The organism is Arthrobacter sp. Z5-13 (genome assembly GCF_056499105.1).
In genome coordinates this window covers 2,134,422-2,156,249 of sequence record NZ_CP096460.1, presented here as the reverse complement: position 1 = coordinate 2,156,249, position 21,828 = coordinate 2,134,422, and the positions used below count along the sequence as shown (strand labels likewise).

Sequence of the window (21,828 nt, the reverse complement as noted above, 5' to 3'; positions counted from 1 at the left end):
CCGTCCTGGTTCCAAGCCGTCGGGGCTCCTAGCCGTCGATGTACAGCGGATTGACCTGCTGACAGAGCGTGTCCCCGGCCGTTTGATTGACGATGCCGGGCGGCAGCGCAACGGCGCCGAATTTGGTCCCTGTGGTGAAGTCCCCGCCAAGGTACACCTGCACCCCTGTCAGCCCAGGCGAAGGAGCCACCTGTGCAGAAGGGATACCCAGCAAAGCCGCTATGTCGGCGGCAACATCTGCGTACTGCGCCCCGTAATAGACCATGGTGGTTTCTGTGGATTCCGCAGCAAACTGACCTGTCTGCGTAAACCCCCCGGCAACCACCGCCTGGACAATCTCCTGTGCCCGCGCGGGAAGCCCGGTACCGTTCACGATGGTCACCGGCTGAGCTGTCTTGTCATAGGGCGGCGTGGCCGGTGCCGGAGGAGTCGTTGCCACGGGTGGCGTGGTCCCCGGCGCGGTGGGTGTTGGCGTGGGCGATGGAGCGGGTGTGGGATCTGTGAGGTCAATGTCATTCCGCAGGCCCGCGAAAAGCTGTGAGGCGTCAGGCTGAGCCAGCTGCAGCCGGTTGTGGTCGATGACCGCCTGGACTGTGGGGGTCGCTACGAAAGCGACCTTGCTGACATCGATGGTCTTGAGCCGGTTGCCGATGGTGAGCAGGGCGGGAACCGAGGCCAAGCCGTCATCCACGGTGAGGTTCTGGGTGACCGTGTCCGCGATCTGCAGCATTTTCCCGGGATCGGAGAGGGTGCCCTCGTCCTTTATTTTGCGGGTCAGTGAGGACAGGAAGCCCTGCTGGGCCTTGATCCGGCCGAGGTCTCCGCCGAGTTCGAAGGCATGGCGCGTCCTGAGGAACGCCAGTGCCTGCTCTCCTTGGACCTGGGAGGTTCCCTTCGGGAGGCGGAGGCGCGAGTCGGGGTCAAAGACGGGGTCGCTGACGCAGACGTCCACGCCGCCCACGGCGTTGGAGAGCTCCTTCACGGCGTTGAAGTCAGCCATCATGAAGTGATCGATCTCGAGGCCGGTCAACTTATTCACGGTGTCCACGGCACAGCCGATCCCGGCCTGCGCCATGGCTTCGTTGATCATGGCGTTTGTTCGCTCCGGGTAGACGTTTCCGGTTTTCTGGTCCTTGCACTCAGGGATGTCGACCAGGAGGTCTCTGGGAAAGCTGATGACGCTGACGCGTTTATTGTCAGCGGAAATGTCCATCATCATCATGACATCGGATTGTCCGTAGCCCGACGAAAGATCTGCGGCTCCGTATTCCGAGTTCTTCCCGTCGCGGGTATCTGAACCAAGGATCAGAATCTGCATCCGGTCAGTCGCGTCGTTGACGGCTCCTTCTGTCTTTTGGTTCCCGGCGCCCAGAGGCGCCTTTTCGATGTTGCCCTGTAGCCGGATAACCCAGAAGGCAGCAAAGGCGAGTCCCCCAACCACGAGAACCGAGACGATGGCGGTGGTTACCTTTAGCCACGCTGGCATATGGCGGGTGGCCCCGAGATGCCGGGCGGCCCCGAGTCCGGTGTGTTCCGAGTGCCTGGCGGCGGCGTCGGAGCGTGACCCGTTGGGCCTGTCTGCGCTGTCATCGCGGCCTTGCACCACTGAATGTACCTTCCATTAAGAATATGATCCGCCCTATCTTAGGGGCAGAGACTGGGAAAAAGCCGGGCGCGCACGAAGCGCCGCGCTGGTATCGGCTCTTCCGCAGACGAGTCAGAAACCGAGCTTGACCAACTGTTTGGGATCCCGCTGCCAGTCTTTGGCGACTTTGACATGGAGATCCAGATAAATCCTGGTGCCCAGCAACGCCTCGATTCCCTTGCGGGCATTGGTGCCGACTTCCCGTAATCGCGCACCGCCCTTGCCGATGATGATGGCCTTTTGCGATGGCCGCTCGACATACAGGTTGACCCGGACGTCAAGGAAAGGACTGTCTTCCGGACGGCCTTCCCTTGGAACGATTTCGTCCACTACAACAGCGAGTGAGTGTGGAAGTTCATCCCGGACGCCTTCAAGGGCGGCCTCCCGGATGAGTTCGGCCACCATGACGGCTTCCGGCTCGTCAGTCAGCTCGCCATCCGGGTAGAGGGGAGGCGACGGCGGCATGTGGCTGATGAGGATGTCCGCAACAGTACTGACCTGGAAGCCGTCAGTTGCGGATACAGGGACGATGTCTTTCCAGCCTTCCTCGCCCAGCACCGTCCTGCCCAGTGCGGCGACGGCCAGCAATTGCTCCGTCAGGGCCTGCCTGTCTACCAGATCTGCTTTGGTGACGATCGCGATGATCGGCTTTTTCCCGACGGCGGCAAGCTGGGCCGCGATGAATTTGTCGCCCGGCCCGATTTTCTCGTTTGCTGGAAGGCAAAAACCAATTGCATCTACCTCGGCCAGGGTATCGGCCACGAGGTCGTTGAGTCGTTTGCCCAGCAGGGTACGGGGACGGTGGAGGCCGGGCGTGTCAACAAGGATCAACTGCGCATCCTCGCGGTGGACGATGCCTCGGATCGTGTGCCGGGTTGTCTGCGGTTTGGCAGAGGTGATGGCAACCTTCTTACCCACCAGGGCGTTGGTCAGTGTCGACTTGCCTGCGTTGGGCCTCCCAACCAGTACCGAGAAACCGGCACGGAAGCCGCCGTAGGCATCCCCGGCATCGGCCTTATTCTGCTTGCTCACGTGGCACTCCCTGTTGCGTTGATTCGGCCTCGTCGAGAAGCTCGTTATGGTCAGTTTCTTCCTTTGGCACCGGAGCCGCAATGATGTGGCTTACCCGGTTGCGGCGGCCCTCGAGACGGTCAGCCCGGAGGGAGACACCATCAACCGTCACCGTACTTCCAACGATCGGAACCCTTCCCAGGGCTTTGGCCAGCAGCCCACCTACGGTGTCCACCTCGTCGTCGTCGAGTTCTATGTCAAACAGCTCACCAAGATCATCAATGTTCATCCGGGCGCTGACACGGAAGCTGCCGTCCCCGAGCTCAACAGCCTCCGCCGACTCGGTGTCGTATTCGTCCACGATTTCGCCCACGATTTCCTCGATGAGGTCCTCCAGTGTCACCAGGCCCGCGGTGCCGCCATACTCGTCAATGACGATGGCAACGTGGGTGGATTCCTTTTGCAGCTCGCGGAGTAGATCGCTGACCTGTTTGGACTCCGGGACATACCGTACTTCCCTGGCGAGGTCATCCACCGTACGCGGTTCGTCGTTGGGCCTGAGTTCGTGCAGGGCAGCGGCGACGTCCTTCAGGTAGATGATCCCCAGGATCTGATCGGTGTTGTCGCGGATCACCGGCATCCTGGAATACCCGGAGCGCAGGAAGAGCGACATTGCCCTCCGAAGGCTGGAGCCGGCGTCGATGCTGACAATGTCCGTGCGGGGAACCATAACGGCGCGGACCAGTGTGTCGCCAAAATCGAAGACGGACTGGATGAGCTCGGCCTCGTTATCCTCAATCACGTCTGACTCAGTGGCGCGATCCACCAGCTCGCGGAATTCCTCTTCACTGAAGAAGGCTTCGTCGCCATTGGAGGAGCCTGGCGCCACAGCACTTCCCAGCTTTACCAGCCAGCCCGGAATGGGACCCAGCACCCAGCAGAGGGAACGGATCAGGGGCGCCGTGAACCTGACAACCGCACCCGGGTGGACGCGGCCCAGCTGGCGGGGGGAAACACCCACAATGACAAAGCCCACAACAGCCATAATGCCCGTGGCAGCGAGCCCGGCGAGCCAGATGCTGTCGAGGATGCTGTGCAGCAGCACGGCAACGGCCACAGCTGCGGCCATCTCGAACCAGACGCGCCAAAAGCGTAGCGCCCGGATGTGCGAAACCGGCTGTGCAAGGATGCGTTTCAGTGCCGGGTTGCGCGTCCTGAGCAGAGCCTGCTCGGCGTCGTGCCGGGGAAGAAAATTGAATGCGGCTTCTGCTGCCGTGAGCAGGGCTGCCATGCCCAGGAACACCACGGCCATGCCCACAAGAATCAGGGGCGTCACTGAGTCGTCTCTGCCGGGGCTTCTTTGCCGGTAAACCCGGTCAAAAGCTCTCGCTGCAGGCCAAACATCTCAGCCTTTTCCTCAGGGTCCTCATGGTCGTAGCCCAGCAGGTGGAGGATCCCGTGGGTGGCGAGGAGTAACATTTCATCCTGCGTCGAATGGCCCGCATTGCGCGCCTGGACTTCAGCCACCTGGGGACAGATGGCGATGTCTCCGAGCATTCCCTGGGGCGTGGGCTTATCCGGCGTGCCTGGAGTCAGCTCATCCATGGGTACCGAGAGGACGTCAGTGGCCCCGGGTTCGTCCATAAGCTCGATGTGCAGCTTTTCCATGGCTTCTTCGTCCACAAGCAGTACCGAGAGCTCGGCTTGGGGATGAATGAAGAGACGCTCAAATATGTAGCGTGAAAGAGCCACGAGCTGTTCCTCGTCAACCTTCACGCCGGACTCGTTATTGATTTCTATGCTCATGAATGATCCCCCCGCTTCTCGCGGGGGACCGTGTGCTTGACCCGGTTCCGCTGGACTTCGTCCCAAATGCTGTACGCGTTCACTATGTCACCCACAAGCCGGTGCCTCACGACGTCGGCGGCGTCCAGCACGGAGAAGTTGACGTCGTCGATCCCGTGCAGGATCTCTTCGACGATCCGCAGCCCCGAGCGGGTGCCGAACGGGAGATCCACCTGGGTGACATCTCCGGTCACAACCATCTTGGAGCCGAACCCGAGGCGCGTAAGGAACATCTTCATCTGCTCCGGGGTGGTGTTCTGCGCCTCGTCAAGAATGATGAAGGCGTCGTTAAGCGTGCGCCCGCGCATATAGGCCAGGGGTGCAACTTCGATAGTGCCCGCAGCCATGAGCCGGGGTATGGACTCGGGATCGATCATGTCGTGCAGAGCGTCATACAGCGGACGCAGGTAGGGATCGATCTTGTCGCTCAGGGTGCCGGGCAGGAAGCCCAGCCGCTCCCCTGCCTCCACCGCAGGCCTGGTGAGGATGATCCGGGTGACTTCCTTCTGCTGGAGCGCCTGGACAGCCTTGGCCATGGCCAGGTAGGTCTTGCCAGTACCCGCCGGCCCGATACCAAAAATCACCGTGTTCGCATCGATGGCATCAACGTAGTTTTTTTGGTTCAGGGTTTTAGGCCTGATGGTCCGCCCCCGGCTTGAAAGGATGTTGTGGGTCAATACCTCAACGGGGTTTTGCAGCGACTGGCTCCTGAGCAGTGAAACGAGCTGCTGAAGGACTGCCGGCGTGATCACCGTTCCCCTGGCAACCAGGCCGTTGACTTCGTTCAGCAGACGGAGGATCCGGGGAACGTCATCGGCGGGCCCGCTGAAGGACAGCTCGTTACCCCGGACGTGGAAATCGACGCCTGGAAACTGCTCCTCGATGAAACGCAGGGCCTCGTCATGGCTGCCGAGTGACTGAACCATCTGTTCTGAGTTGTCAAAAACAATGACCTCTGTCCGGATGCCCGGAAGGGTATGGGGAAATTCGCTGGGGTTCCGTCCGCCGGCGCTGGTCCGGGACCTTCCGTTCGCTGCTTCAGTCATAATGTTGGCCCGCGGGCCTCTGGTCCCCTCCAGTTTGGAATCGTTTTGGGTCGGCAACTCCCGGCGTCAGCCGAGTCTTCTTATCTTACGCCAGACACGCATCCCCAACGCAGCCCTGAAGTGACAGCGGCTACACTTCCGTGACGTGTTCCCGCAATTTGGTATCAACTTCGTATCGGCCTCATATCGTTCCCGTTGCAGTTAGCGGCTCGGGAGGTAATCCTGAGAGGCGGCGGACAGCCGTGTGTAATGCTGGAAATGGCGGTCATCAGCCCACGCTGCGGGTACACGCCACCACAACGGACTATGGGAAAGAGCTAACTGATGGATAGGCATTCGACAGGAAAGAGGCACCTTCGCGCTGCCCTCCTGCCGTTGATGCTTGGGGCCTCCCTGGCCCTTTCCGGCTGTATTGCCGATCCCCAGCCCGGACCCACCGACGGCGGAACGGCCTCGACGTCGGCTCCCGCCACCGGCGACGTGCCCACAACAAGTGCTCCCCTTGAGACAACGCAGGCATCGAACAAGGCTCCCGTCTATTGGGTGGGCCGGAGCAATGATGACTTCTTTCTATACAGGGAGTTCCGGGACGTCCCCGCGCAGGAGAACCCTGTGACGAGCGCGCTCCGGGCCATGATGTCGGAAGAACCCATGGACCCCGACTTTTTCACTCCCTGGCAAAATCCGAAGGAGCTCGCCACCTCCATTTCAGGGAAGAACGTCATTACAGTGGACGTTTCAGCTGATGCCTTCAACAGCAACCTGGACGCGGACACGGCCGATCGCGCCATCCAGCAGCTCGTCTACACCGCGACGGCGGCAGGAGCCAGTGCCGGGTTGATTGACGCCAATCAGCAACTACAGGTTGTGGTGCTCGTGGACGGTCATACCGGCTATTTGGGCTTTAACCGCGTCCGGTTGGGTACTCCAATGTCGAGGGGTACCGGGATGGTGGCGCCGGTCTGGATCATTGACCCGCAGGAGGGAACTGAATTTCCCGAGGGCATTGTGAAGATTAACGGTCGAAGCACGAGCCCCGGTAACAAGCTGCGCTGGCGCATCCTTCGGGTGGAGGGAAACAGCGACAAAACGACTTATCTCAGCGGGGAGGTCACTGCGTCCGCAGACCCCTCCCAATCGGGAATCTTTAACTTGTCCGTGAACCTCGGTCCTGGCAAATACGAACTTCGGGTGTCCCGGATCCTGTCCGTCCAAGGCGACTCCGAAGTCAACGTAGACAGCCGCGGATTCATCGTGCGCTAGCTGCTGCTACCAGCGTCCCAGCACGTCGCTGGCCAGGACGGTAGCGGCGGGGCCTGCGGTGGAAGACCGCAACACATGGTGACCCAGCAAAGCTGTTACGGCCCCGGCGTCGCATAGCTTGGTCACTTCCCGCGGACTGATTCCACCTTCCGGGCCCACAATCAGCAGGACTTCCCTGACCCCGTTTGACGCACTTGCGCCCGGTTCAAGGTCAGGGTTGGAGTTGCGCCAGCTTTCCAGGACCTGCCGCAAGGGGCGCACAGCGTCCTCGTGCAGGATGATGGCGAGATCAGCGGCGGAGACAGTCCGCTGCAGACCGGCAGTATCGACGGCGTCGCGTACTTCGGGGATCCACGCCCGCCGCGCCTGCTTGGCAGCTGCCGTCACTACAGATTGCCATTTGGCATGGGCCTTTGCCGCACGCTCGCCTTTCCAGCGGACAATTGAGCGTTCTGACTGCCAGGGAATAACAGCATCGATTCCGAGTTCGGTGGCGGTTTCCGCAGCAAGCTCGTCGCGGTCACCTTTTGCCAGGGCCTGGACAAGGACCAGCCTGACACCAGGCAGGTCCTCAGCCTCCAGGGTCCTGCACTCGACAGTCAGCGCAGCCGGAGCAGCAGAGGTGACGATTCCGGTCATTCGTTTTCCGGATCCATCCGCAATATCCACTGGCTCCCCCACCGAGAGCCGTTTGACCGTAACAGCATGCCGGGCCTCGGGACCCTCGAGGACAAACCGGGACCCGGGTTGCTGTCCGTCGAGGCTTCCTGCCTGGGTAAAAAAGACCGGGTTGCTCACCGCTACAGGTTACCGAGCCTGTCCCGCAGCTTGGCAAAGACACCGCCGCTGGCGGCAAGTTTGCCTTCAGTGAACTGTTCTCCCCGCAGCTTGGCGAGTTTCCTGAGCAGCTCCTCCTGTGCGGGATCCAGCCGGGTGGGAGTCTCAACCTGCAAGTGCACCTTGAGGTCGCCGCGTCCGTATCCCCGCAGATGGGTCACTCCCAGGCCGCGAAGCGTGATGATCTCGCCGGACTGAGTGCCTGCCTTGACGTCGATCTCCTGCTCGCCGTCGAAAGTCTCAAGCGTGATTTCCGTACCAAGAGCAGCAGCAGTCATGGGGATATTGAGGGTGGCGTGAAGGTCGTCGCCTTCGCGCAGGTAGGTGGAGTCAGGGTTGACCCTGATTTCTACATACAAATCGCCGGAAGGGCCGCCGGCAGGACCTGCTTCGCCCTGGCCCGACAACTGAATCCTTGTTCCGGTGGCTACGCCCGCCGGAACCTTGACCGTCATGGAACGACGGCTGCGGATCCTGCCCTGGCCGTTGCACTCGTTGCAGGGGTCCTTGATGATCGTTCCGAATCCTTCGCAGGAGCCGCAGGGAGCAGCGGTCATGACCTGTCCCAGGATTGAGCGTACGGCGCGCTGTACTTGCCCGCTTCCGCCGCAGATGTCGCAGCGGACCGGGTGGGTGCCGGGCCGGCAGCAGGAACCCTCGCAACTCGGGCAGGTTACCGCGGTGTCCACCTCAAGCTTTTTGTTGACGCCGAACACTGCATCGCGCAGGTCGATGCGGACACTGATGAGGGCGTCCTGCCCCCGGCGCACGCGCGAGGCAGGCCCGGCGGAGCCGCCGGCGCCGAAGAAGGTGTCGAAAATGTCCTGGAACGCGAAGCCCTGGCCGGCATAACCGCCACCGAAGCCGTTATCCGTACCGTTCTCGTTGCCTGTGGTGTCATACACTCGGCGTTTTTGCGGATCCGAGAGCACCTCGTAGGCGTGGGTCACAGCCTTGAACTTGTCGGAGGCATCAGGACCAGGGTTCACATCCGGGTGCAGGGTGCGCGCAAGCTTGCGGTATGCCTTCTTGATTTCCTCGCCGGTGGCCTCCGGTGAGACTCCAAGGACGTCGTAGTGGCTGCTCAAAGTTTGTGTCTCTTCCTGGTTGTACTGCCTGTGATACGAACGCGCTGTCTAGGAGCGCGGCGCCTTACGTGCGGGCGCAGAATCGGGTGGGACGATCAGCCTCCGGGGCCGAGGATCCTGGAAAGGTATCGCGCGACGGCCCTGACGGCGGCCATGCTGGTGGGGTAGTCCATCCGGGTGGGGCCGAGAACCCCGATCTTGGAACTGGAATCCGGCCCATAACCGGTGGCTACCACGGAGGCCTCGGCCAGGCCGTCGTACGGGTTCTCACGGCCGATACTCACGGTGACCCCGCGCGGATCCTGCGCCATCTCGCTGAGCAGCCGCAACATCACCACCTGTTCCTCGAGAGCTTCAAGAACAGGACCGATAGTCAGGGGAAAGTCCACGTTGGACCTGGCCAGGTTAGCTGTTCCGGCCATGACCATGCGTTCTTCGCGGCTGCTGTGGGCGAGTGCTTCGAGTCCATGGGCCAAGGCCTGGGCCACGTTGCGGCGGGACGGTTCGCAGGAGGCAACCACGCTGGGGAGAACGTGGGGCAGTTGGCTGAGGGGCGTTCCGGACAGGCCCATGAGGAAACGTGTCCGCAGGGCAGCCAGGGCGTCATCGCCCAGGTCGTGCCCTACATCGATAACCCTTTGGTCCACTTTTCCGGTATCAGCAATGAGCACTATCAGGACCTGCCGCGGCGCCAATAGCACAAATTCTATGTGGCGCACCAGCGCCCGGCTCAGGTGCGGGTACTGCACCACGGCAACCTGGTTTGTCAGCTGCGACAGCAGACGCACCGTGCGGTCAAGGACGTCGTCGAGGTCGTCGGACCCCTCCAACAGGGACTGGATGGCCCGGCGCTCTGCCTGCGAGAGAGGCTTGACGGCAGAAATCTGGTCGACAAACAACCGATATCCCTTGTCCGTGGGTATGCGGCCTGCGCTTGTGTGGGGAGCGGTGATGAGGCCTTCATCTTCCAGGGCAGCCATGTCGTTACGGATTGTCGCACTGGACACTCCCAGATGGTGCCGTTCCACGAGGGCCTTGGAGCCCACTGGTTCGCGTGAATGGACATAGTCCTCCACGATGGCACGCAACACTTCGAGTTTGCGTGGTTCGCTCACTGTCCACCTCCGATCTGCTGTCCCGCCAAAATGTCTGTGCTGTCCGCCGAGGGTCAGCGGTTAACGCCAGACCCTTCAGCATCCGCGCTGACCTCATGACGAAGTTCGGCGGTTAGCACTCGACATGCCTCAGTGCTAACCAGTCTAATATGACTCACCGCGTTGTTAGCATTGGTACCGCTCCGGGCGAAACTCCGGCAGTGAACCGGCGCGTGCAGATTTCCGAGGCCACGAGCGGATTCCAACTGAAATGCAGAGTGGCGATGACTTACCAGGACTGGGGACCGCAGGACATCACGGCCCCCGCCAAACGCGAACTTCCTGGCGTTCCGGTGGAACGTGGAATGGTCCTTGAAGACGTCCAGTCCGGGTGGGTAGGAGCCGTAACGAGGGTTGAGAAGTCCGGTGGGATGCACGTTGTGGCCCTCGAGGACCGGCGGGGAAAGTCACGGTCTTTCCGCCTGGGCTTCGGCTTCCTTCTGGACGGTCAACCCATCCGCCTGCTTCCGCCGGTCCCTCGCAAAAATGCTGCTTCGGCCGCTCCCCAGCGGACGGCGTCCGGCTCGGTCCGAGTAGAGGGCCAGCGTGCGCAGGTCGCGAAAGCGAGCCGCATCTGGGTGGAAGGAAAGCACGACGCCGAACTGGTGGAGAAGGTATGGGGTGATGACCTCAGGATCGAAGGGATCGTCGTCGAGCCTCTCCACGGCATCGACGACCTGGCGGGCGCGGTGGCGGCGTTCCAGCCCGGACCCAACCGGCGTCTCGGCGTGCTGGTTGACCACCTTGTAGCCGGTTCCAAGGAGTCCCGGATTGCACAGTCGGTCATGTCATCGCCCGGGGCGGCAGGAAACGTGCTCATCGTCGGACACCCCTACGTTGACGTCTGGCAGGCAATCCGGCCCAGCGTCCTTGGAATAGAGCAGTGGCCTGCCATCCCCCGGGGCATGGACTGGAAGACAGGTATTCTGGCCGCCTTCGGCTGGCCGCATTCCACCAAGGAAGACATCGGACTCGGGTGGCAAAAACTCCTCGGAGCAGTACGAACTTATGCAGATCTTGAAGCATCCCTCCTGGGCCGTGTGGAAGAGGTCATCGATTTCCTGACAGCTCCGTAGCACCCGGCTCGGGGTCTACCCCGCGAAGCCGGCCGGAAACCAGTATTCTTGGAACGACGGCGGCTTCCTGCAAGCCTCCCCTGCTATTCCAGGCACCAACGCACCACTGCAATCCAAAGGACGTAACCGTGGCAGAAGACGCACGTGAACACAGGGACGACCATGGCGGCCAAGGTCAGTCCCAGTACCATGGTGTTCCAGCCAACGCACTGCCGTTGACCGCCAGCGAGGACCGTCAGTGGGCCACGCTGGCGCATTTCGGCGGCATTCTCGGATGCGTACCTTCACTGCTGATCTACCTGATCTTCAAGGAGCGGGGGCCCTTCACGGCCCAGGAATCCAAAGAAGCCCTGAACTTCACGCTTCCTCCCACCATCGCCGCAGTCATCGCGAACGTGCTGGTAATGCTTCCCGTGGTCGGTAACCTTTTCGCCGTGCTTGCCACCGGAATCTGGATAGCCCTGACCTGCTTTGCAGTCGCTGCCGGGATCCATGTCAACCGGGGTCAGCCGCACCGCTACCCGTTCAATCTGCGGTGGATCAAGTAGCGTCAGCCGAGCGGCATCGGCCGAGCGGTATCCGCCAGACTAGTCCGGCAGGACCCGCTAGTCCGGCAGGACCCGTCGAACCACGGCGTCGGCAAGCAGCCTGCCCTTAAGTGTCAGAATGAGCCGTCCTTGGAAGGCGGCTGCCGCGTCCACTAGTTTGTCGGCAATGAGACCGGCAACAGCGTGACGACCGGAAGCATCCAGCGTGGCAATGTCCAGCCCTGAGGAAAGCCTGGCCTCCAGCATGATTCGTTCCATGCTCCGGGTGCCGGCGTCGAGCGTTTCGCGTCCGGCCGCCGGCGACGCGCCTGATGAGAGCCGGGCGGCATAGGCCGTGGGGTGCTTCACGTTCCACCAACGCACTCCGCCGAAGTGTGAGTGGGCGCCGGGTCCGATCCCCCACCAGTCATCGCCACGCCAGTACGCCAGATTATGGCGGCAGGCCTGCTCCGGGGTGCGGGACCAATTGCTTACCTCATACCAATGCAGGCCGGCAGCGGAGATCAGTTCTTCGGCGAGTTCGTACTTGTCGGCGTGGTCGTCGTCGTCGATTCCAGGGACTTCGCCACGGCGGATCTGCGCGGCGAGTTTGGTGCCGTCCTCCACGATCAGGGCATAGGCGCTGATGTGGTCGGGGCCGTAGGACAGGGCTGTCTCCAGGGAGTACCGCCAGTCTTCAAGGGACTCCCCCGGCGTTCCGTAAATGAGGTCAAGGCTGACCGCGAGGCCGGCTTCCCGTGCCCATTGCACCACCTGCGGGACCCGGCTGGGCGTGTGGGTGCGGTCCAGGACTTTGAGCACGTGGGGTACGGCCGATTGCATGCCGAACGATACCCGGGTGAATCCCGCGTCCGCCAGGATCTGCAGTGACTCGGGAGTCACCGAGTCAGGATTGGCTTCGGTGGTGACCTCGGCCCCTGGCTCCAGTCCCCATTCGCGTATCGCTACACTGAGGATGCGGCCCAGGTCCTCGGCGGGCAGCAGCGTGGGCGTGCCACCGCCGAAAAAGACAGTGCTCATCCGGCGGTCCGGCAATCCGCTGGCTTTCAGGGCGTTGGCGGCAAACTCCACCTCGGCGATGGCCGTGGAGGCATAGGCGTCCTGGGACGCCCCGCCGCCGAGTTCGGTGGCCGTGTAGGTGTTGAAGTCGCAGTACCCGCAGCGCACCGCACAGAAGGGGATGTGTACGTACAGCCCGAATCCGCGCCCGGCAGCACCGTCGGCAGCCTGCGCGGGAAGCAGACCGTCCGACGGCGCGGGGTCACCAAGGGGTAGAACGCTAGGCATTGCTGCGGCCTCCGGAGGTTCCGGCCACGGTCATCACTACTTTTTGGCCTTGTCCTTGGATTCGTCCGTGGTGAGAGCGGCAATGAAGGCTTCCTGGGGAACCTCAACGCGGCCCACCATCTTCATGCGCTTCTTGCCTTCCTTCTGCTTTTCCAGAAGTTTGCGCTTACGGGAAATATCGCCGCCGTAGCACTTGGCCAGGACGTCCTTGCGGATGGCGCGGATGCTTTCGCGGGCGATGATCCGCGACCCGATGGCGGCCTGGATGGGAACCTCGAATTGCTGGCGGGGAATGAGCTCGCGCAGCTTACCTGTCATCATCACACCGTAGGCGTAGGCCTTATCCCGGTGGGTGATGGCGCTAAAGGCATCCACCTGTTCTCCTTGGAGCATGATGTCGACCTTCACGAGGTCTGCAACCTGGTCGCCGTCCGCTTTCCAGTCAAGTGAGCCGTAGCCGCGGGTCTTGGACTTCAGGATGTCGAAGAAGTCGAAGACGATTTCGGCCAGCGGCAGGCGGTACCGGATCTCCACCCGGTCCTCAGAGAGATAGTCCATGCCGCCCATAATGCCTCGGCGACTCTGGCACAGTTCCATGATGGCTCCCACAAAGTCATTGGGCGCAAGGATGGTGGCGGATACCATCGGCTCCCGGACCTCGGCGACCTTGCCGGTGGGGTATTCACTGGGGTTGGTGACGTGGACAACCTTCTTGTCCTCCAGTGTCACCTCGTACTCGACGTTGGGTGCTGTGGAGATCAGGTCCAGGTTGTACTCTCGCTCGAGCCTCTCGCGGGTGATTTCCAGGTGCAGCAGCCCCAGGAAGCCGACGCGGAAGCCGAAGCCCAGCGCGGCCGAGGTTTCCGGCTCGTAGATCAGGGCGGCGTCGTTGAGCATCAGCTTCTCCAACGCATCGCGGAGCACCGGGTAGTCGGTGCCGTCCAGCGGGTAGAGGCCGGAGAAGACCATCGGCTTGGCATCCGCATAGCCGGGCAGGGACTGCGCGGCGGGCTTGGCCAGGTTGGTGACCGTATCGCCCACCTTGGACTGGCGGACGTCCTTCACACCCGTGATCAGGTAGCCCACTTCGCCGACGCCCAGGCCTTTGGAAGGCGTGGGTTCCGGGGAGCTCACACCGATTTCGAGGAGTTCGTGTGTGGCGCGAGTGGACATCATCTGGATCCGCTCCCGCGGGTGCAGCATGCCGTCAACGACGCGGACGTAGGTGACTACGCCGCGGTAGGTGTCGTACACAGAGTCGAAGATCATGGCACGGGCGGGGGCATTGGGATCGCCCACGGGAGCGGGCAGGTCGCGCACGATCTTGTCCAGGAGGACTTCGACGCCGGCACCGGTCTTGCCGGAGACCCGCAACACGTCGTCGGGGTCGCCGCCGATCAGGCTGGCGAGCTCCGCCGCGTACTTCTCGGGCTGGGCGGCGGGAAGGTCGATCTTGTTGAGGACCGGGATGATGGTGAGGTTGTTCTCCATCGCCAGGTAAAGGTTGGCGAGCGTCTGGGCCTCAATGCCCTGGGCTGCGTCCACGAGCAAAACCGCACCCTCGCAGGCGGCCAGCGAACGGGAGACCTCGTAGGTGAAGTCGACGTGGCCGGGGGTGTCGATCATGTTCAGGGCGTAGCTCGTGCCGTCGAGTTCCCAGGGCATGCGCACAGCCTGGGACTTGATGGTGATGCCGCGCTCGCGTTCGATGTCCATACGGTCCAGATACTGGGCCTTCATATCGCGGGATTGAACGACGCCGGTGTACTGCAGCATGCGGTCGGCCAGGGTTGATTTACCGTGGTCGATGTGGGCGATGATGCAGAAGTTCCGGATGATGGCCGGATCTGTCGCGGCGGGCACCGGTGCGGTGCGGGCCATGGGAGACACGCAGGGTCCTTACTGTTGGCTTCTGTTGGCGATACTGATGGCTTCCAGGGAGCACGGCGGCTGCAATTTGTCCGGCCGCCTGCCACATCTCTGAATTTATAGTCTCCCACGTTCGGCGGTCCGGCGGTGCATCCTATCCGGGAACTGTGCGGCCGCCCGTCTTACGGCGGCGGCAAAAGGGGCCGCGCCCGTGACGCCGCGACGGTATGGTTTTCTCCATGGCCCTGAACTTCCGCTCAATCGGCGCAATCGTCCGTTCATCCCTTCGGCTCCTGGAAGGACTACGTGGGGAAGCGCCCGCCCGGACAAAGGGAACCCGCGGGGCGGCTCCCGCAAGGAAGGGTGGGCGCGGCGCAGCAGCACCTGCGAAACCTTCCGGTAGCAAACCCAGCACCTCCAACCCTTCCTCGGGACTTTCGGCTCCATATAGCGGCGACTTCACCGGCACCGCCGACCTGCGGTATGCACCCTCTCCCGACGGCAAGCCGGACCCGGGAGAAGTGATCTGGACCTGGGTCCCCTTTGAAGAGGACCACTCGCGGGGCAAAGACCGCCCGGTTCTGTTGATTGGCGGCCATGGCCGCCATCTTCTGGGAGTCATGCTCACCAGCAAAGACCACGACAACGATCATCGGCGAAGCGCTGACTACGTGGACCTCGGTTCGGGAAGCTGGGATCGTCAAGGACGGCCCAGCGAAGCCAGGCTGGACCGCATCCTCCAGATCAATCCCAAGGACATCCGCCGTGAGGGTGCCATCATCGACGCCGACAGTTTCGTTCTGGTGACTGACGCCCTGAAGGCGCGACACGGCTGGAACTAGTCCAGGAATCGCCACAGGTTCAGCCAATCTGCTAATATTTATAGCTGTGTGTCCGTGCAGGTCGACGGCCACTGATGGTTGGCCGCCATAGGTATCCCCACGCCGCTCAGTCAATGGCCAATCTGAAAGCCCTCTAGACCATTTCCGCATTAAAAAGAGAGTTCACACGTGGCTAATATCGAGTCCCAGAAGAAGCGCATCCTCACCAACGAGAAGGCACGCCTGCGCAACAACGCAGTCAAGTCAGAGCTGAAGACGGCCATCCGCGCCGTCAACACCGCCGTTGAGTCCACCGACAAGGATGCAGCTGCTGTTGCCCTGGTTGCCGCCAGCCGCAAGCTGGACAAGGCTGTCAGCAAGGGTGTTCTGCACAAGAACAACGCTGCAAACCGCAAGTCGGCGATCTCCAAAAAGGTCAACGCACTCTAAGGTTTTCCAGTTCACCTGAACTGATGATTATGGCCGGCACCCCTTGTGGGGTGCCGGCCATATCCGTTTAAACTGCTATCCGTACAGGCAGTGCTCAAATAGCGTAGTCCAGAATCGACGATAATCGTGGCCACGGTTGCTTCCGGCCCAAGGCGCTTGCCAACCCGCAGAGCGGCAACGACGTTCCCGCCTGATGAAGTGCCCCAAAAATTCCTTCTTCTCGAGCAAGACCCCGGCTCATGCCAGATTTCCTCACCCAAGGCCAGGTATCCGTTGATGGCGTCATGATTGCTGACTTGGTCGCACGCCCGGCGGCTCGGCCGGGCACTAACTTCTGCTACCTTGGCGATCATCGCTTGGATCAGCTTCTCGGTGATCCTTTCCTGGTCGCTTGGTACATCCTCGACTACTGCCCCGAATGCCTCCATGGTCCGTCGTTTCTCATTGCTGAAGGCGTCCGAGAAAACGACGTGAAGTCTGTAGCCCTCCGCCGTTCCCTGGGAACCAGCCTCAGTTAGGGGCGTAGACCCAATCGCGGTCAGAATTCCGCGACGGGGATCAGCCTCGGCGGTACGCTATTGTGCGCATCTTGCTGAGGAAGCAAATATATCCATTCAGGGCCCCTTTTCCCATGCAGTTTTCCCGGGTCACACGTCTGCTCACACGGGGGTGAAGCAGGATTCAGGTATCAACCCCAGACAGGAGAACGATCATGGAACTGAATGAGATTCTGAATCGCACAGCCGACCGCATTGTCGCCAACGGAACCCACTCCGATTCCCGGATCCTGCATGCGATGGCGTCCGCTGCCGGCGATCTAAACCCAGGTGCGTCAGCGGCGCTCATCGATTGGAATGGATCAGAAGTTGCCCGGCTAAGGGCGTTCGGCGTCATGCACGGTGTGTTGCTTCGAGAGCTCCCCGCGAATGAGCAGACACAGCTTGCGTCGGAACTGCTCGCCGGCTACGTTCTGGAGCTGGCAGCGTAAGGGTTGCTAGATTGTGATGGTGCTGTACGTGCGTTTGATTGGGCAACTGGGCTTGGAGCGAGACGGCCAACCAGTCCCTGGTCCTCGAGGCCACAAAACCTGGGCTGTCCTGGGCAGGTTACTACGTGCGTCCGAACCAATATCCCGCCAGGTCCTCGTGGAAGAGCTGTTCAGCGAGGCTGACGATCCAATGGGAGCCTTGCGATGGTCGCTCGCGGAATTGCGCCGGCGAATGGCCAATCCTGATGGGCTTAAGGGCAATCCGATCTCCATCGACGTTGGCACTGATGTGTCAGCGGATGTTTGGGATATCACCCGAGGCGTGATCGGGGAGGACCAGATCCCCGAGGGCCAGTTCCTGGAGGGTATTGAAGTCAAGGCATCGTTGGCCTTTGAATCATGGCTCTTGATCGAACGTCAGCGAGTCGACGGCGAGGTGCTGTCTGTCTTACGACAGGGAGTGCTTCGGGCCCTGTCAGGGCGGCTATTCGAACGGGCAATTGCCCTTGCCGGTGCCATGGTTCGGCGTGCCCCTCTTGAGGAAGGCCCCCACGTCCTCCTCATCAAAGCGCTCGCCGCATCCGGCAGTGTGGAGGCAGCCGTTCGACAAGCCGATGCAAGCGAGGCCTTGTTTTCCACCGAACTTGGTGTTGCCGCAACGCCGGCAATCAGGGCCGCAGCACGCCCCGCCCTATCCGCACCAGTGCCTGGAGTGTCGGCGCGGGCCTCGGCGCGGTCACTTTGCGAGGCGGGCCTCGCGGCCGTCTCCGCCGGTGCCGCGGACGCTGGAATTGAATGCCTGCGCGGCGCGTCCGCAGCCGCGGAGACATCGGGCGACAAGGAACTGTTCAGCCGATGCCTGACAGAGCTTGGCACCGCCCTTGTGCATTCGATTAGAGGTTACGACGACGAAGGTGCCGTAATTCTCGCAATGGCGGTCGATTTGGCGCTGGCAGCTGGAGCGGAAAGGATCGCAGCCAAGGCCATGTCTGAGCTGGGCTATGTCGACCTGCTTGCGAGCCGCCGGACGAGCGCCGCTCACTACCTCCGGGCCGCTGGTCAGCTGGCTACAGACGATATGCCGCTCATGGCGGCACTGGCAGGGTTTGAGGCCATGAATCTTAGCGACTGGGGCAAGCTGGAAGCGGGTATGGAAAGGTTCCGGGAGGCCGTCGAGCTCAGCCGTAGGGCAGGAATTGTCCGGCGCGAATCATGGAACCTTGGTATCGGGGCACGGACCCTTTTTATTCTGGGGCGGATTGAAGAAGCGGCGGATTGGGCAACCCGCTCATGCGAGCTGGCGCGGAATGAAAACTGGACAGCGTTCCGGCCGTGGCCTGAGGCCTGGCTGGCCCATGCCCGCCTTGGCCGCGGCGACGACCCCGGCGCCGTGCGTGAGAGCGCTGAAACGACCTTCGCCTTAGCACGGCAGCTTCAGGACCCCTGCTGGGAGGGGCTCGCGGCAAAAACGATTGGCCTCACCCACGTGGAGGACGATCCGCGAACCGCTCTGGAATGGATGCAGAGCGCAAGTACCCTTTGCAGCCGAGTCACAGACTCATATACCTGGGTGGAAACAGACGTATTGCTTGCCGAAGCCCAAGCCGCGCTGATCCTCGGAGAAACCGACCGTGCAGAGGCCGTGGCGCGGCGCGCTGTTGCAGGGGCAGCTAAGGGCAGTATGGAGGATCTCCTTGAGCGCGCCTTGCAACTCTTGGCTGCTCTCCCTCGCTCAGCGCTGTGAGGCCTAGCAGCGCCAGCGAATGCCATCGTCTGTGACGCGCAGACAGGACCAGGCTCTAACGTGGGCGAACCGATGTGGCAACAATTGTGACTGCATGCTCCACGGCATAAACGGGATCCCGTGACAACCCTTTTACCTGGGCATCTGCCTCTGCAGTGACCTGGATGGACCGGATGAGGCCTTCAGGGGTCCAGCGACGGACATCCCGCTGTGCCTGCTCCACCAGCCACGGTTGCATTCCCAGCTGCCTGGCCACCTGGGCGGACGAGCCTTGAGCCCCGGCAACCTTGGCAAGGGTGCGAAGTTTGGCTGCAAGAGCGGCCACCAGAGGCACCGGATCCGCGCCAGTTGCGAGGGCATGCCGGAGTGTGGACAGTGCCAGCGGCGCGTTACCTGCCATTGCTGCATCGGCGACTTTGAAGGCAGAGGCCTCAACGCGGCCACCGTAGTAGCGGTCAACCATTTCCGCATCCACAGCTGTAGCGGCATCGGCTATGAGTTGGCTGCAAGCCGCCGCCAGCTCTGCCAAGCTGGCACCGACAGCGTTTACGAGGGTTTGGACTGCGGCCGGCTCGATCCGGCGGGACGCAGCTTTGAACTCCGCCACCACAAAGGCAGTCTTGTCCGCCTCTTTCTTGAGGGGCTGGCAGTCAACCATGGGCCAACCTGCCGACTTCACTGCGTCGAGCAGCTTCTTTCCGCGGTTTCCGCCGCCGTGGCGCAGCACCAGGACGGCATCGGGCTCTGGACGGGCCAGATAGGCCACCGCATCCGAAAGGAACGCGTCATTCATGGACTCAAGTCCCTCGACCTCAATGAGCTTCCGTTCCCCGAACAGCGATGGGCTCACATTCATGGCAAGGGAACCTGCTTCGTAGCTGCCAGCATCCAGGCGGGTGACTTCGACATCGGGTTCCGCAGCCCGCACCAGGGAACGGATCCTGTCCATGGCACGTGTTCCCAGATATTCTTCTGGGCCGGAGATCAGTACCACGCCGGCCGGTGTTACATCCCGCCAGGTTGCCGTGTTCGACGCCGGCGTTCTGGATGATGCCTGGGTTGCGGCCACTCTTGGTTCCTCCCGGAAATAATTCTGCGGACTCTAAGCCTGCCACGCTGCCTCCGGACCACCAAGCCCGATCGGAACCCGCTCCTGCTCGACGGGAAAGGACCTGCATAACCCATGCTTCCTACCGGAGCAAGTACCTTCGAGTCAGTGTGAGGCCGCTGAAGCCTGCCGCCATGCCCTGATAGCGCTGCCGCGCTTCGCGAGAAACGAATCGCCCGCTCTCCGCGAGGGAGAGCGGACGATTTGCCTAAGCCCTCCTCGGAGCCTTCGACCTAAACGCGCTCACGGGTGCGATTCTTCACCCTGAGAGGCCTTCGATGCAGTCTTCTTGCGATATGCCGCCACAGCGATGGCGGCAAACATGGCGAGCGGGTACAGCTCCCAAAACGTGCCAGCCGCCTCTTTAACAGCGGGAAAAACCAACATTAGAACGCCGGCCAACATCAGTAAATAGACAGCCCAGAAGGCGTTGAACCCGCCAGACTTACCGTGATCTTCTTGAGTTGCCACTGGGGAAACCACCATCTCTATCGACAGTTACTGCCATCGTAGATCGCCGGATAGGGAACGCCGGTAGCGAGTCCCCACATGTCCTTGGCAGAGCGAACCCCGACGCAATCGTCTTGATTCTTCGCCTGCGCCGCGGTGGTTGTAAGTCCACCACCCAGCGCGCCGCATGCCGCGCCCACTACCATGCCAAACTTTTGAGCATGCTCCGGCAACGACCCCTGAAGCTCGCCAGCCATTTTCAGCGATAATTTTGGTTTCAGATTTGTTGAATTCCAGGGTGCAATGGAAGTAATCGCAAGCCATCTGGGGGTCGGCCGGTCGGGCGACTAAACGCGGCGCACCCGGGTGGCCGCTGACTCGACCTGCTCGGTGGGGAGCAAAGGAGCCGGCACCATAGGCCACGGTACGCCCCCCGGTCGCCAAGTTTTGAGTGACCCGAAAGGACATAGTCCAGGCAGCGCGCTTCTCCAGGGCGCTCTTGTCAGCCGCCAGGGAATGCTCCTGCACGAGCCGCGCGCGCAGCACGAGCCGGGAAACTGTTCGAAGGGCCGGGGCTTTCCTTGAATTCTGTGGCATCTATTCTCCCGTCAGGCCCCTCTTGTTCTTGCCGCCAGCCGCGAACACATCGTTTCTCCATCTATCACGAGATCCAATAGTGGGTCCGGTCCCCTACCATGCATGACGACTGGCTCGGTTGCTCTGGGTCTTACACGGGAGACGATGATCTCGCAACAACCCAACCCACCAGCATCGCGAGTCCAAGTAAAGCAAAGGAAGCCAGCGTCCATGGTGCGGAACCTGCGCTGAAACTCGTTATTAAAAGGCCAGCAGCTGAGACAAGTACCGACAAAATAGACCCGGCAGCAGAATCCCCTGGACCTTCTTGTACTGCTGGCTGGAAATCTCGGGTTTTTCCCGCTGTAGTATCACGTAACCAAGCCATGAGCTTGGATCTCGTATTAGGGAGATTGAACAATAGGCTAAGCGGACAAAGCGCTTTTCGTTAGGTGACGTTGTTCGTGGCACGATCGGACTATGACTTCAGCTCCACATTCGGCTATCCGTAAGGAGCCAGGGAGCGGAGCGGCAAGAGAAGCCGCCGGGATCTGGGCCCGCGCTACTGCACGACGTGATCGGCTCCCTGCAGTTCCGACGGCCGAGGACAAGTTGCCCGAGTATTGAATCCGCCTTGGCAACCGATGGGGCGATGCTTGTCTTTGCCCGCGTAAAAGAAGAAGCATTGGCGTTTGCGATAGCCATCCCCCGTGTCGGTGTTCTGGAGGTGCTGTACTTGGCCGTCGATCCGACAGCCTGGGGCACTGGCGTTGCCCGTGAGGTTCTCGACCACCTCCGCCAACACTCGACCCAAGAAAACACTCCGATGGAACTTTGGGTCATCGCGGACAACAGCAGAGGGATCGCTGCCTACGAAGGTGCTGGATGGACCAGGACGAACGAACTTAAGGTACGAAATTCATCAGGTCGGCCGGAACGCCGCTACGTCCTGACCCATTGAAGGTTGCGATCCGTCTCGAGGATGCGCCTCGGGAATGCATGACACAGCGTGACGGCGGCTG

At 61.6% G+C, this 21,828-nt stretch carries 21 protein-coding genes; 8 read left to right on the top strand and 13 right to left on the bottom strand.

The window, feature by feature from the left end:
• Positions 1–28: 28 nt before the first annotated feature.
• The 5 genes from M1E02_RS10305 to M1E02_RS10285 form a co-directional block, all read right to left on the bottom strand.
• A complete protein-coding gene (locus tag M1E02_RS10305) occupies positions 29–1,606 on the bottom strand; it encodes an LCP family protein (protein WP_479377928.1) in 1,578 nt (525 codons plus the stop codon).
• 111 nt (positions 1,607–1,717) lie between these two features.
• Positions 1,718–2,677, bottom strand: coding sequence for a GTPase Era (gene era, locus M1E02_RS10300; protein WP_479377927.1), 960 nt, complete (start codon positions 2,675–2,677; stop codon positions 1,718–1,720).
• The gene (locus M1E02_RS10295) at positions 2,661–3,992 is read right to left on the bottom strand and encodes a hemolysin family protein (protein ID WP_479377926.1); all 1,332 of its coding nucleotides are present in this window, start codon (positions 3,990–3,992) and stop codon (positions 2,661–2,663) included. The genes era and M1E02_RS10295 overlap by 17 nt, the downstream gene beginning before the upstream one ends.
• On the bottom strand, positions 3,989–4,462 hold the full coding sequence (gene ybeY, locus M1E02_RS10290; protein ID WP_247040448.1) for an rRNA maturation RNase YbeY: 474 nt from the start codon (positions 4,460–4,462) through the stop codon (positions 3,989–3,991). The genes M1E02_RS10295 and ybeY overlap by 4 nt, the downstream gene beginning before the upstream one ends.
• The gene (locus M1E02_RS10285) at positions 4,459–5,547 is read right to left on the bottom strand and encodes a PhoH family protein (protein ID WP_479377925.1); all 1,089 of its coding nucleotides are present in this window, start codon (positions 5,545–5,547) and stop codon (positions 4,459–4,461) included. Before M1E02_RS10285 ends, ybeY begins: the two co-directional genes overlap by 4 nt.
• A 324-nt stretch (positions 5,548–5,871) precedes the next feature.
• On the opposite strand from M1E02_RS10285, the gene M1E02_RS10280 reads away from it, so the two are divergent.
• Positions 5,872–6,810, top strand: a complete 939-nt coding sequence (locus M1E02_RS10280) for a GerMN domain-containing protein (protein ID WP_479377924.1) — start codon at positions 5,872–5,874, stop codon at positions 6,808–6,810.
• 6 nt (positions 6,811–6,816) lie between these two features.
• Here M1E02_RS10280 and M1E02_RS10275 read toward each other — a convergent pair whose 3' ends face one another.
• From M1E02_RS10275 to hrcA, 3 genes are all read right to left on the bottom strand, one after another.
• Positions 6,817–7,608 (bottom strand): 16S rRNA (uracil(1498)-N(3))-methyltransferase, encoded by a 792-nt coding sequence (locus M1E02_RS10275; RefSeq protein WP_479377923.1) that lies wholly within the window; start codon positions 7,606–7,608, stop codon positions 6,817–6,819.
• A 2-nt stretch (positions 7,609–7,610) separates the two neighbouring features.
• Positions 7,611–8,735 (bottom strand): molecular chaperone DnaJ, encoded by a 1,125-nt coding sequence (gene dnaJ / locus M1E02_RS10270; RefSeq protein WP_479377922.1) that lies wholly within the window; start codon positions 8,733–8,735, stop codon positions 7,611–7,613.
• A gap of 95 nt (positions 8,736–8,830) precedes the next feature.
• Positions 8,831–9,850: a heat-inducible transcriptional repressor HrcA gene (hrcA, locus tag M1E02_RS10265; protein WP_479377921.1), complete on the bottom strand. Its 1,020-nt coding sequence runs from the start codon at positions 9,848–9,850 to the stop codon at positions 8,831–8,833.
• Between the two features lie 263 nt (positions 9,851–10,113).
• Here hrcA and M1E02_RS10260 point away from each other — a divergent pair, with 263 nt between their 5' ends.
• A complete protein-coding gene (locus M1E02_RS10260) occupies positions 10,114–10,965 on the top strand; it encodes a DUF3097 domain-containing protein (RefSeq protein WP_479377920.1) in 852 nt (283 codons plus the stop codon).
• Between the two features lie 128 nt (positions 10,966–11,093).
• Positions 11,094–11,513 carry a DUF4870 domain-containing protein gene (locus M1E02_RS10255; RefSeq protein WP_479377919.1) on the top strand — a complete coding sequence of 140 codons (420 nt, stop codon included), beginning with the start codon at positions 11,094–11,096 and terminating at the stop codon, positions 11,511–11,513.
• 57 nt (positions 11,514–11,570) lie between these two features.
• Here M1E02_RS10255 and hemW read toward each other — a convergent pair whose 3' ends face one another.
• Both hemW and lepA read right to left on the bottom strand, forming a co-directional pair.
• Positions 11,571–12,800, bottom strand: coding sequence for a radical SAM family heme chaperone HemW (gene hemW, locus M1E02_RS10250; protein ID WP_479377918.1), 1,230 nt, complete (start codon positions 12,798–12,800; stop codon positions 11,571–11,573).
• Between the two features lie 36 nt (positions 12,801–12,836).
• Positions 12,837–14,690: a translation elongation factor 4 gene (lepA, locus tag M1E02_RS10245; protein ID WP_479377917.1), complete on the bottom strand. Its 1,854-nt coding sequence runs from the start codon at positions 14,688–14,690 to the stop codon at positions 12,837–12,839.
• 218 nt (positions 14,691–14,908) lie between these two features.
• Between lepA and M1E02_RS10240 the strand changes: the two genes are divergently transcribed.
• Together M1E02_RS10240 and rpsT are read left to right on the top strand one after the other, a co-directional pair.
• A complete protein-coding gene (locus tag M1E02_RS10240; RefSeq protein WP_479377916.1) occupies positions 14,909–15,511 on the top strand; it encodes a type II toxin-antitoxin system PemK/MazF family toxin in 603 nt (200 codons plus the stop codon).
• A gap of 168 nt (positions 15,512–15,679) precedes the next feature.
• Positions 15,680–15,940 (top strand): 30S ribosomal protein S20, encoded by a 261-nt coding sequence (rpsT, locus tag M1E02_RS10235; protein WP_479377915.1) that lies wholly within the window; start codon positions 15,680–15,682, stop codon positions 15,938–15,940.
• An 11-nt stretch (positions 15,941–15,951) separates the two neighbouring features.
• On the opposite strand, the gene M1E02_RS10230 is transcribed toward rpsT, so the two are convergent.
• The gene (locus M1E02_RS10230) at positions 15,952–16,473 is read right to left on the bottom strand and encodes a pyridoxal-phosphate dependent enzyme (RefSeq protein ID WP_479378127.1); all 522 of its coding nucleotides are present in this window, start codon (positions 16,471–16,473) and stop codon (positions 15,952–15,954) included.
• Between the two features lie 179 nt (positions 16,474–16,652).
• Here M1E02_RS10230 and M1E02_RS10225 point away from each other — a divergent pair, with 179 nt between their 5' ends.
• Positions 16,653–16,928 (top strand): hypothetical protein, encoded by a 276-nt coding sequence (locus M1E02_RS10225; RefSeq protein ID WP_479377914.1) that lies wholly within the window; start codon positions 16,653–16,655, stop codon positions 16,926–16,928.
• A 157-nt stretch (positions 16,929–17,085) separates the two neighbouring features.
• Positions 17,086–18,672 carry an AfsR/SARP family transcriptional regulator gene (locus M1E02_RS10220; RefSeq protein WP_479377913.1) on the top strand — a complete coding sequence of 529 codons (1,587 nt, stop codon included), beginning with the start codon at positions 17,086–17,088 and terminating at the stop codon, positions 18,670–18,672.
• Positions 18,673–18,727: 55 nt separating this feature from the next.
• On the opposite strand, the gene holA is transcribed toward M1E02_RS10220, so the two are convergent.
• The gene (gene holA, locus M1E02_RS10215) at positions 18,728–19,741 is read right to left on the bottom strand and encodes a DNA polymerase III subunit delta (RefSeq protein WP_479377912.1); all 1,014 of its coding nucleotides are present in this window, start codon (positions 19,739–19,741) and stop codon (positions 18,728–18,730) included.
• A 282-nt stretch (positions 19,742–20,023) separates the two neighbouring features.
• A complete protein-coding gene (locus tag M1E02_RS10210; RefSeq protein ID WP_479377911.1) occupies positions 20,024–20,251 on the bottom strand; it encodes a hypothetical protein in 228 nt (75 codons plus the stop codon).
• A gap of 1,189 nt (positions 20,252–21,440) precedes the next feature.
• Here M1E02_RS10210 and M1E02_RS10205 point away from each other — a divergent pair.
• Positions 21,441–21,767 (top strand): GNAT family N-acetyltransferase, encoded by a 327-nt coding sequence (locus M1E02_RS10205; protein WP_479377910.1) that lies wholly within the window; start codon positions 21,441–21,443, stop codon positions 21,765–21,767.
• Positions 21,768–21,828: the final 61 nt, after the last annotated feature.